Genomic DNA, 10,524 nt, shown 5'->3' with positions numbered 1-10,524 from the left:
AGGACGCCGACGAGCTGGGATCCTTCCCTGCGGATATGAGGCCGGTGTGCGTGCGGATCCATGTGCAGGGCTATCCCGATAAGTATCCCGACCGGCGGGCAGCGGGCTCCGATCTGGTCCACGAGTACCCGGCCGTCGAACCGGAAGCGTGGGCGCGTGCGGTGCTCGGCCGGCAGTGGTCGGATTATGCGTACCAAATGATCCGCCGGACCGATGTGGACCCGCGCATGCGCACCAACCTGAGCTACACCCAGCCGCTGTTCGTGGTGTTCGTCGCCTCGGACGGCACCCCGGTGCTGGCCCCGGACACCATCGCCTGGAACCGGGTGTGGCTCAAAGTCATCGACGCCCGCAAACTCGATCCGGATCCCGAATCGAGGGAACTGCTCGAGCACATTGCCCGGGTCGGTCCGTACGCCCCGACCGCAGGAATCCGCCATCCCGACACCGAACCCGACGGCGGCTGGCGCCTGGAGGTCACCGGTGTGCCCCTCGACCGGCTCACCGACACCGCGGCCGAGACGGTGCGCGCACTGCGCAACGGTATCCGGGTCCGCGGCAGGATCGCCACGCAGTTCCGCCCGATTCGACTACACGTCGAACTCGACCACGTGGTGGTGTACTTCAAGTGGGCCCGCAACCCGAACACCTTCGCTGTGACCATGCATCCACCCCAGACGGGCGACGAGCTTGCCGGTCCGCCCTGGCACACCCCCGCCGCCGTCGCCGGCACCATGATCTCGGGATGGCAAGAGGAGCTGTGTACAGGTCTGCTGGTGCGCGGTACCCGACGCCGCGACGGTGACACCATCTACATCTCGGCTCCGCCTTCCGCCCCGGTCCGCCAGGAATATTGGGTCAGCGAGGTTCCGCTGCACGAACGCTGCGGGGTGTGGCTTGCTCGCGAGGGCCTCGACATCGACCGGCCGCTCGAATGGAAGAACACCGGTGTACTCGCGGTGTGGATCCAGGCCCGGGTGAACAACGAGGTCGGGCGCCCGTATGTCGGGCATGCCGCGGCGCGCTGGTCGGGCCAGGCCACCGCACATCTGGAGGTGCTCGAAACTGTGCCCGGCACCCCGGAGACAGTGGCTGCTCAACTCGCACATTGCATCACGCACATGCTTGCGGATCTCGGGGCGGAGACCATCACGGCGTCTGTTGAGAACGAGCATTTCATCGAACTCGGTTACACGAATCGTCCCGGGCAGTCCGGGGTGGTCCTCGATGTCGCCTCGATGCCATGAGCCGGCACAAGTGGCTCATGCTGCGCGTGATGAGTGTGTGCAGCCTACCGGACATGAACATCCCTTCGAAAGTTTCGAAAGGGTGTTACGTTTCGTTCGAATGAGAGGAGTTGGGCGATGACGCAGGCGTTGGAGCAGCACACCTATCTTCCGGAGCCGGGGGAGGGGGAGCGTCTGGCCGAGGTGGTGAGCTTTCTCGAAGCCCACGAGCGTCCTGCCGGTGATCGGGTGGAGCCGCGGTATCTGCTTGTCGGAGCGGGCGAGGGCGAGCAGATACCGGTGCCGGCGGAGGTGCATGCGATCCTCAAGCAGGTGGTCGCGGCGTTGCAGGCGGGCCGTGCGGTCACGGTTGCTCCGCGGACGACGAAGTTGACCACTCAGCAGGCGGCGGATCTGTTGGGGGTGAGTCGTCCGACGGTCAAGCGGTTGATTGCGGTGGGGGAATTGCCGGCGGAGAAGGTCGGCACTCGGCATCGTGTGGTGTTGCGTGATGTTCTCGAATATCAGCAGCAGCGACGTGCGCAGCAGTATCAGGCTCTGATGAAGACATCCGTAGAGCTTGATGACGAGGAAAATCCCGAGCGGGTGGCCGAGCAGTTGAGGGTTGCTCGTAAGGCGGTGGCGGCGCGTCGTCGCTCGCGTGGTGCGAGCGTGTAGTTACAGCTGTTGAGGGCTTCGGGTGGGGTGCCGGTACACTGCTCGGATGTTTGCGGCCGTTCTCGATACCTCGGTGCTGTGGCCAAGTCGGCAGCGGGATTTCTTGTTGTCCTTGGCTATCGAGGGGTTGTATCGCCCGTTGTGGTCGGATGCGATCTTGGAGGAGTTGGAGTTTCACGAGGCGGCCAAACTCGAGGGGCGTGGAAGCGACGCACTCGCGGCTGCGGCCGCCGCGGCCCGTCTGATCGTGCAGATGCGGCGGGCGTTCGATGATGCGGTGGTCACCGGCTGGGAGCCCCTGGACGGGTCCTACGGTCTGCCCGATCTTGGGCGATGAGCATGTGGTGGCTGCCGCGGTGGTCGGCGGGGCCGGGGTGATCGTCACCAGTAACGGCAAAGACTTCCCCGAAGATCGTGTGCCGGAACATATCCAGGTGGTGTCGCCGGCGGAGTTCGCGGCCGATATGGTGGCGGTGTCGCCGACATTGGCGTGGCGGGCGGTCGAGACGATGGCCGAGCGGTTGGACGACCCACCCATGGACGTGGACGACATTCTCACTCTGCTCGTGGATCGTTACAAGATGAGTGAGGCTGTGGCGTTGCTCCGGCAAGCCTGAGGCCCCGACTCTGTCGGCACGAGGCCCGGCGATCGATCGGTGGCTCGAGGAAACCGAAGGTGAGCATGATGAGTGACAAGCGCACATTCCGGCGCGGCAACGACCGGATCGCCCAATTGACCGCGAAGACCGCGATTGCCGAACAGGTCGAGCAAATCCGTGCCGAGACCGCGCAGATGAACCGCGTCTACGTCGAGACTCTTGCCGATATCCGGAAGGCCGGTGCGTTGACGCAGACCGATGTGGCCAAGGCGTTGGGAGTCGAGCAGGCGGCGGTGTCGAAGATCGAACGCCGCAGTGATCTGTTGTTGTCGACGCTGCGGGAGTATCTGGCAGCGACCGGTGCGGAGCATCCACGGATTGTGGTGGAGAAGGATGGTGTGTGGAGGTCAGTCTTGATCTGGACATCTTCACCGCCGGACGGTAGCCACGCCGGAACGCGTTCCTCACGGTGACGGATCCTCTCCCGCCCCAAGTATCCTGCCGTCGCCGTTCAGGGCAGCTCGGCTACGAATAGTGTCGTTGTCTCGGTGAATCGCGGAAGGGACACGTGATGAGCCTCTACACCGTCAGTTACCTCGGTCAGGATCAGTGGATCGACTACGAGGACACCCAGGCCGCCCGGATCTACGCCTATGTCCCGAACCTGGGCGGTTCGTGCTGCACCGCCAGCTCGGCCAGGACTTCTACTGGGACAACGAACTCGACTGGACCCCGGTCGGTGCCGCGGCCGGCCACAGCATTGTTGAGGCCGGCCAGCTCGGCACGCTCGACGGCCGCCGGCATCGGGATCTGCTCGATGAGCTGACTGCCGAGCCGGATCACCGCTCCGTCGACGAGGTGTTCGGTGCCCAGCCTGTCCCTGAACGCACTCCTTCGCCGCAGGAGTTCGCGGCGAAGGTCAACGCGCTGGCCTCCGCCGAGCCGGGAAAGTGGTTCACCTACAAGGGTCTACGCGAGCGACATGCGCAAGGCGGCCAGCGTCGCCGCCCGGGACCTGCGCACGGGGAAGATTGCCGCGGTCCGCAAGTCCGGTCTGCGTATCGACTCCCGCGTCACCCCGACCGCTGATGGTCGTCTCGCCGTGGAGATCGCCCGCACCGCCTAGCGGCAGTGGACGGTAGGACACAGCCGTATCAGTCGAGGGTCCATCAGTGTCGCGGTAGGAACGCCGTTCACGTACGACGACGCAATCAGGAGGTGCGGCAGTAGTCGGACGGCGTGGGATTTCCTCCAGATCCTCTATCTATCGGCATCGCTGTTTGACAGAGGAACAGGAGCCAGCCCCGAAGGGCGGGACGCGCGGCGTACGGCTGCGCTGCGATCCTTGGACAGTAGCTCAAGGATTTCCGGGTACTCGTGGTCGATGCCGAGATCGTGCAGACACTGTCCGACGGTTGCATGGACACCGCGGTCTTCGTCGCGGGCGAGGATCAACCCGATTTCCGGTTCGCGGTGGGGGTCACGGGCCCAGAGAACGACGGCGGCTTTGCGTGAGTCGGGTTCGCTTTGATGCATCAATTCAATGACCAGGTCTGTCGTCTCGATGCCGACGGCAAATGCGGTGCGCGCGCGAATTTCGGCGACGGAGGGGCTTTGCGCAGGGCGGCTCATGTCGTTCCGCAATCGGGTTCGGACGGCTTGCACTTTGTCCGGCGTGTTGGCGAGCGCGGCGCAGGTCCACAGGAGCTCGGGCCCGAGTGTGTTGATCGACTTCACCCTGAAGTTACTCAGGGGTGATTCGAGCGGTGCCCCCATGCGTCCAAGGGGGTGTTCACCAGGGTTGTCGTAGGTGGCCAGAAGCCGCGTCCATAAGTCTTCGCAGGCCTGTTCCGAGAGGCACTTCTCCAGAACCCTGATGGCGATGGCAGCATCGGCTCGCTCTTCAGCGGTGGCATGGGGTCGTCGACGCGTTGGATCAGGTTAGCGACATACGCCTTCTTGATTTCCTCCAGCTTAGTGTCCGGAGAACCATTAGCGGAGCTGTCATTTAGCGCACTCGCGAGTCTTTCGGCGGCGAGCGTGCAACTTCTACCGTTGACGTGGGAGTTGCGCGGAACCCCGACGGGTTCGGCGATAAATTTGGTGGCCAGTTCGATCGCCCTGTCCCGGACTGTGGACGTGCCATTTCCCCATCCAGGTGTAGGTCCTCGCCGGAACGTGTCGGTCGGGCACGGGTTGAACGACGAGTATGGTGACGTGCGCGTCCGACCGATCTCTCCTGTTTCGTTTCGTTGGTTACTGCCCGTAGGCGCCGGACGGTCGTCCGCTCGGCTTTGCGAAGGCCGCTGGACCTGCCGGTCCCGGGCTCAGAATCCGGTCCGACGATCGGTTGGTGATCGGGGCGCTGTGTTCTCCCTGGGGCGGGACATGTTGTCTGCCGAGGTCGGCATGCAATTTCGGGATGCTCGCTGACGTCACCCACGCAGTGGTTGGATGGTGATGCCACCATGGATTGGTGCGCCGACAGGACCACGAATGGCCGGGCGAGACTCAGGTTGCCGGTGGTCCGCGCCTTTGGCACGCGAAGGGGGCGATTCCTGCACGGCTGCGGCATCGTGAGTTCAAAGCATGCTATTGCGTATTGTCCGAACTAGCCACGGTGCGTGTTTGTGTACGAACCCACGAGCTTAGGAGGTGGGATGAACACACTTGAAGATGATTATTCCTCGAGCGTTGCTCATCTGTTCCATGGCATTGTCGACCAGTCCGTCGCGGGGATCTATCTCATCCAGGACGGAACGATGCGATATGTCAACCATCGGTTTGCGGAGTTCTTCGGGACCACCCCCGAGCGGTTCATGGGGCGGCCGCTTGCCGATGTTGCACCGCCCCTGCAACGGGAGAGTCTCGTGTTGCAGTACGAGCGACGTATTCGTGGTGAGGACATGCCGTACTTCACGATCCGTACCAAGGTCCGCGACAAGGGCATGCGTCTGATCGAACTGCACGGCAACCGCGTGGAGTATCGGGGCCGGCCTGCGGTGGTGGGCATCGCCATCGATATCACCGAGCGGGAGGAGGCGAATGCCGAACTGATCGAATCCCGTGCTCAGTTGCGTGAGTTGATGTCCACGATCGAGACGATTCAGGATGTCGAGCGGACCCGGATCGCTTTGGAGTTGCACGACGACATCGGCGGTTTGCTGACGGCTCTGAAGTTTGATGTTGCGCGGATCAAGCGGCGCCTCGAACGTATGCACGGTGCACTCTCGATCGAGAGTCTCGACGAGTTGTCGGGACTGGCGGAAGGAATCAACGGTATTGCGCAGGAGGCGATCTCTTCTGTTCGGCGAATCTCCGAGGAGTTGCGTCCCAGTGCTATTGCGGAAGTCGGTCTCTATGCCGCAATTCGTGATCACGTCGAAAAGTTCAGTGGCCGTTTCGGAATCGATGTCAGGCTTGAGTTGCCTGCTGATGTATCGGCGGGTGAGTCGACGGCGGAGCTGGATCTGTACAGAATGATTCAGGAGGCGCTGACCAATGTTGCTCGTCACGCCTCGGCCGACTCCGTGGCGATCGAGCTCCGGCGCGCTGCGGATACGCTGATATTGGTGATCGAAGACAATGGGCGCGGGTACCAGGGCGCCGGCGACACGGGTTCCGGCCTCGGACTTGTGGGTCTGCGTGAGCGAGTCCGCCGACTCGGCGGTCGGGTAGATATCGGCAACGGCGCCGGTGGTGGGGCTCGTATCGAGGTGCGAGTGCCGTGGCGTTTCGAGGGATGAGGCTGAGGGTTTAACGACTTCTTTCAGTCGATGAGTCGATTGCGCATCGCGTACTGGACCAACGCCGCGTTCCCTTCGAGGCCCATCTTTTTCAGTAGCCGCGCTCGGTATGTGCTGACGGTTTTGATGCTGACATGCATTTCCTGGGCGATGGATGTCAGGCTCACGCCGCTTGCGATCTTGATCATCACTGCGTACTCGCGTTCGGACAGTTTCAGGTGGCGGTCTTCGCCGTGCAGCGAGTCGAGATTCTCGAGCATCTGTTCGGCGATCTCAGGAGTGACGTACCGACCGCCGTTGGCGACCTTGTGGATCGCTTCGAGCAGGATCTCGGCATCCATGTCTTTGGAGACGTATCCCTTGGCTCCCGCTTCGAAGGCACGCAAGGCGTACTGCTTGGCCGAGTACATGCTCAGCACGATCACCGGCATGTGCGGCGCGAGGGTCTGAAACGAGGGGAGGAGTTCCAGACCGCTGCGAACGGGCAGGTTGACGTCGAGCAACACCACGTCGAAGCGCCGTTCGCGGATCAGCTTCAACGCCGTCGCTCCGTCCTCCGCCTCGGTGACCGAGCCGATGTCGCGGTCCTCTTCGAGCAAACGTACGAGGCCTGCTCGGAAGATGGTGTGGTCGTCGACCAACAGTAGATCGAACAATGGTGAACCTTTCCCGGTGTGGTCGTGACCATCGTTGCATCTGCCCTTGTCCGGCAGGTGCTTGTCGGATTTTTCTGACACCAACCGACGCGCTTGTCCGACTTACATTCGGCTGCTCGATTCCCAGAATGACATCAGTTCGAGTTGCATATGGAAGGCGGCACCGTATGACCTACACACCACCGATCAGGGAAATGCAGTTCGTTCTGCACGACGTGCTCGACGCGTCGACGATTCTGGGCGAAGCGGGTTACGACATCGACCGCGACACGATCGACGGTGTCCTCGAAGGCGCCGGCGAAGTCTGCAGCCGGGTCATCGCCCCTCTCAATTCGTCCGGCGATCGGCAAGGGTGTCGACACGACGGCACGACAGTCGTCACACCCAACGGATTCAAAGAGGCTTACTCGGTGTTCGTCGCGGGCGGGTGGCCGGCCATCGACTGCGACGAACAACACGGCGGTGGCGGAATGCCGTCGACGGTCGGCTCGCTCGTCAAAGAGATGCTCGCCGCCTCGAATCCGGCATGGGCGCTGTACACCAGCTTGTCGTCGGGCGCATACCGCTGCTTGAACGCCAACGCATCCGATGAGCTGAAAAACTGGTATCTCCCGAAACTCGCGTCCGGCCGGTGGACGGGCACCATGTGCCTGACCGAACCGCACTGCGGCACAGATCTCGGTCTGCTCACAACCCGCGCCGTGCCCACCGGCGACGGGGCGTACCGCATCTCGGGAACCAAGATCTTCATCACGTCCGGCGATCACGACCTCGCCGAGAACATTGTGCACCTCGTCCTGGCCCGCACACCCGACGCACCCGCGGGGACGAGAGGCATCAGCCTGTTCGTCGTGTCCAAGAACGAGATCACGAAGGACGGCGCCGTCGGTGAGCGCAACGGCGTGTACTGCGATGCCATCGAGACCAAGATGGGCATCCACGGCAGCGCAACCTGCGTCATACGCTTCGACAACGCGGTGGGACATCTTGTCGGTGAGGTCGATCGAGGTCTCGCGGCAATGTTCGTGATGATGAACAGCGCCCGGCTCGGCACCGGCGTGCAGGCCCTCGGCATCAGCGAAGCCGCACATCAGAAGTCGATGACCTATGCGCGTGAGCGCGTGCAATCTCGGGCACCGGAATCACTACGTCAACCGTGCAGGCCTGCCGACCCGATCATCGACCAACCGGATGTGCGCCGCATGCTGCTCACCCAGAAAGCATGGGTGGGCGGAGGCCGGCTGTTTCTGTACTGGCTCGCCCTGCAGAGCGACCTGAGAAAATCGGCGCCAGATCCGGGCCGACGTGAACGCGCCGACGACCTGCTCTCGTTGCTGACGCCGGTAGCGAAGGCGTTCGGTTCGGATCGGTCGGTCGAGGTTGCGTCGTTGGCGATGCAGATTCACGGCGGCGCGGGATACATCTCGGATTACGGCGTCGAGCAGGCCCTTCGTGACGCACGGATCCTGCCGATCTACGAGGGAACGAATGGTGTCCAATCCAACGACCTTCTCTCCCGAAAGGTGATCGGCGACAAGGGCCGGCGACTGAACATGCTGTTGGGCCTGGTGCGCAGCTTCGGGCAGAGAATCGACGGAAACGAGGACATGAAGATGTTCCGGACACCGCTCGAGACGCTCGGCGACGACATCGAGATTCTCGCCGCAGACCTGATGCGCTGGACAGAAAGTGACGACCTTCGTGTCGGCACCAGCGCCGTCGAATTTCTCGACCTCATCGGCCACTATGTGTACGCATTCTTCTGGGCGCAGGCCGCCGAACGTGTCCTCGCCGCTGGGGACGAGGCCACACAGTTTCAACGACAGCAGCTCGCCGTCGCCCGATTCTTCTTCGACCGGTTGTTGCCGAACACCTCGTCGATACTCCTGCGAGCGCGGTCGTCCTCGGCCGCACTCATGGACAGCGCAGCAATCAGCGCCTGAACAACAGCATCCGCACGCCCGGAAGTCACCGACCGACCACACGAAAGACGCCGCCATGACACGTACCATCACCGACCTGTTCAGCCTCGACGGGCGCACCGCCTTGATCACCGGGGGATCCCGTGGCCTGGGGTTGCAGATCGCCGAAGCTCTCGGCGCGCAAGGCGCTCGGGTGGTGATCAGCTCGCGCAAGGCTGATGCGCTTGAGAGTGCGAATCGGCATCTGTCCGAGCAGGGCATCAAATCCGAGTGGATCGCCGCGGACTGCAGCCGGGAGGACGAAGTGCTCCGCCTGGCGGACGAGACCCTCGACCGTCTCGGTCAGGTCGATATTCTCGTCAACAATGCAGGCGCGACGTGGGGGGCGCCCACCGAGGATCATCCGGTCAACGCGTGGGACAAGGTGATGAACCTCAACGTCCGCTCGGTGTTTTTGCTGTCCCAGCAGATCGGCAAGCGTTCGATGATTCCGGCCGGGTACGGCCGGATCATCAATCTTGCGTCCATTGCCGGTCTCAAGGGCAACGGTCCGAAGTCGACCAAGACCATCGCGTACAACACCAGCAAGGCTGCCGTCATCAACTTCACCCGTGCCCTCGCTGCCGAATGGGCCCCGCACGGCATCAACGTCAACGCCCTGGCACCGGGCTTTTTTCCGTCGGATATGACCCGCGGCACGCTGGAGAACCGGCTCGACACGATCCTCGAACGCGTTCCGCAAGGCCGCATCGGCGACGAGAACGATCTCAAGGGCGCCGCACTGCTGTTCGCCAGCGACGCCGGCAAGCACATCACCGGTCAGATCCTCGCCGTCGACGGGGGCGCGACCGCGATCTGAGCTTCTGCCGCCCACACCACACAACATAGGGAGAGCCATGCGCAGCGACACCAAGCCCGGCGAAGTAACCCTTCGCATCGAAGGTCGAATCGCGATCATCACCGTCGAGAACGAAGCGAAGAAAAACTCGTACTCCCCGGAGATGATGGAGCAACTCAGTGACCATCTGACCACATTCGAAGACGATGACGACCTGTGGGTCGCGGTCTTCTGTTCCGCGGGCAAGGACACCACCGCGGGCCTCGACATGCCCAAGTTCTTCGGCCCCAACGCAACAGCAAAACCGCGAGACCCGGAGAAGGTGGATCCGTTCGGTCTCGGTCGACGCTGCACCAAGCCCGTCATCGCGGTCGTCCAGGGGCTGACGTTCACGGTCGGAATCGAAATGATGCTGGCGGCCGACATCGTGATCGCCGCCGACACCGCACAGTTCCAACAGCTCGAATCGAAGCGGGGCATCGCCCCGATCGGCGGCGCGCACTTCCGATATCTGACACGGACCGGCTGGGGGAACGCGATGTACCACCTGTTCCTGTGTGATCGGTTCGACGCCGATACCGCGCTGCGGATGGGCTTCGTCCAGGAAGTCGTTCCCTTCGGGCGGCAGTTCGATCGCGCCATGGAACTGGCGCTGCAGATCTGCACGAACGCGCCGCTCGGGATCCGGGCGACGAAGATCGGCGCAATGGCCTTCCTCGATGCGGCGGAGCAGGCCGCGATCACCCAGATCCCGGTGATCCGCGAGAAGGTAATGAACTCCGAGGACTGTAAGGAAGGCATCCAGTCGTTCATCGAACGGCGCGAAGCCGTGTTCCAGGGACGATGACAGCCTTCGCAG

At 62.9% G+C, this 10,524-nt stretch carries 12 protein-coding genes; 10 read left to right on the top strand and 2 right to left on the bottom strand.

Annotated features, from left to right (window positions below):
- From ACLBYD_RS26550 to ACLBYD_RS26525, 6 genes are all read left to right on the top strand, one after another.
- On the top strand, nucleotides 1-1,247 hold a 1,247-nt coding region (locus ACLBYD_RS26550), incomplete at its 5' end, for a hypothetical protein (RefSeq protein ID WP_447818772.1).
- Nucleotides 1,248-1,364: 117 nt separating this feature from the next.
- Nucleotides 1,365-1,904 carry a helix-turn-helix domain-containing protein gene (locus tag ACLBYD_RS26545; protein ID WP_447818771.1) on the top strand — a complete coding sequence of 180 codons (540 nt, stop codon included), beginning with the start codon at nucleotides 1,365-1,367 and terminating at the stop codon, nucleotides 1,902-1,904.
- A 46-nt stretch (nucleotides 1,905-1,950) separates the two neighbouring features.
- The gene (locus tag ACLBYD_RS26540; RefSeq protein ID WP_447818770.1) at nucleotides 1,951-2,241 is read left to right on the top strand and encodes a hypothetical protein; all 291 of its coding nucleotides are present in this window, start codon (nucleotides 1,951-1,953) and stop codon (nucleotides 2,239-2,241) included.
- Nucleotides 2,231-2,521 carry a hypothetical protein gene (locus ACLBYD_RS26535; RefSeq protein ID WP_447818769.1) on the top strand — a complete coding sequence of 97 codons (291 nt, stop codon included), beginning with the start codon at nucleotides 2,231-2,233 and terminating at the stop codon, nucleotides 2,519-2,521. The genes ACLBYD_RS26540 and ACLBYD_RS26535 overlap by 11 nt, the downstream gene beginning before the upstream one ends.
- A 68-nt stretch (nucleotides 2,522-2,589) precedes the next feature.
- Complete coding sequence (locus ACLBYD_RS26530; protein WP_447818768.1) at nucleotides 2,590-2,976, top strand: helix-turn-helix domain-containing protein; 387 nt, start codon at nucleotides 2,590-2,592, stop codon at nucleotides 2,974-2,976.
- A gap of 202 nt (nucleotides 2,977-3,178) precedes the next feature.
- A complete protein-coding gene (locus ACLBYD_RS26525) occupies nucleotides 3,179-3,592 on the top strand; it encodes a hypothetical protein (protein ID WP_447818767.1) in 414 nt (137 codons plus the stop codon).
- 171 nt (nucleotides 3,593-3,763) lie between these two features.
- On the opposite strand, the gene ACLBYD_RS26520 is transcribed toward ACLBYD_RS26525, so the two are convergent.
- Nucleotides 3,764-4,279: a hypothetical protein gene (locus ACLBYD_RS26520; RefSeq protein ID WP_447818766.1), complete on the bottom strand. Its 516-nt coding sequence runs from the start codon at nucleotides 4,277-4,279 to the stop codon at nucleotides 3,764-3,766.
- 884 nt (nucleotides 4,280-5,163) lie between these two features.
- On the opposite strand from ACLBYD_RS26520, the gene ACLBYD_RS26515 reads away from it, so the two are divergent.
- On the top strand, nucleotides 5,164-6,249 hold the full coding sequence (locus ACLBYD_RS26515) for a PAS domain-containing sensor histidine kinase (RefSeq protein ID WP_447818765.1): 1,086 nt from the start codon (nucleotides 5,164-5,166) through the stop codon (nucleotides 6,247-6,249).
- Between the two features lie 23 nt (nucleotides 6,250-6,272).
- Here the strand turns inward: ACLBYD_RS26515 and ACLBYD_RS26510 are convergent, their stop codons facing one another.
- Complete coding sequence (locus tag ACLBYD_RS26510; protein WP_447818764.1) at nucleotides 6,273-6,890, bottom strand: response regulator; 618 nt, start codon at nucleotides 6,888-6,890, stop codon at nucleotides 6,273-6,275.
- 182 nt (nucleotides 6,891-7,072) lie between these two features.
- Between ACLBYD_RS26510 and ACLBYD_RS26505 the strand changes: the two genes are divergently transcribed.
- Genes ACLBYD_RS26505 through ACLBYD_RS26495 form a run of 3 tightly spaced genes read left to right on the top strand, consistent with a single transcriptional unit; the run spans nucleotide 7,073 to nucleotide 10,512 of the window.
- Nucleotides 7,073-8,848 carry an acyl-CoA dehydrogenase family protein gene (locus ACLBYD_RS26505; protein ID WP_447818763.1) on the top strand — a complete coding sequence of 592 codons (1,776 nt, stop codon included), beginning with the start codon at nucleotides 7,073-7,075 and terminating at the stop codon, nucleotides 8,846-8,848.
- A 55-nt stretch (nucleotides 8,849-8,903) separates the two neighbouring features.
- On the top strand, nucleotides 8,904-9,686 hold the full coding sequence (locus ACLBYD_RS26500; protein WP_447818762.1) for an SDR family oxidoreductase: 783 nt from the start codon (nucleotides 8,904-8,906) through the stop codon (nucleotides 9,684-9,686).
- Between the two features lie 37 nt (nucleotides 9,687-9,723).
- Nucleotides 9,724-10,512 carry a crotonase/enoyl-CoA hydratase family protein gene (locus ACLBYD_RS26495; RefSeq protein ID WP_447818761.1) on the top strand — a complete coding sequence of 263 codons (789 nt, stop codon included), beginning with the start codon at nucleotides 9,724-9,726 and terminating at the stop codon, nucleotides 10,510-10,512.
- Nucleotides 10,513-10,524: the final 12 nt, after the last annotated feature.

This window comes from Rhodococcus sp. C26F, assembly GCF_053345925.1.
Note: the sequence above shows the minus strand (reverse complement) of the source record. Positions and strands in the feature narration are given on the sequence as shown.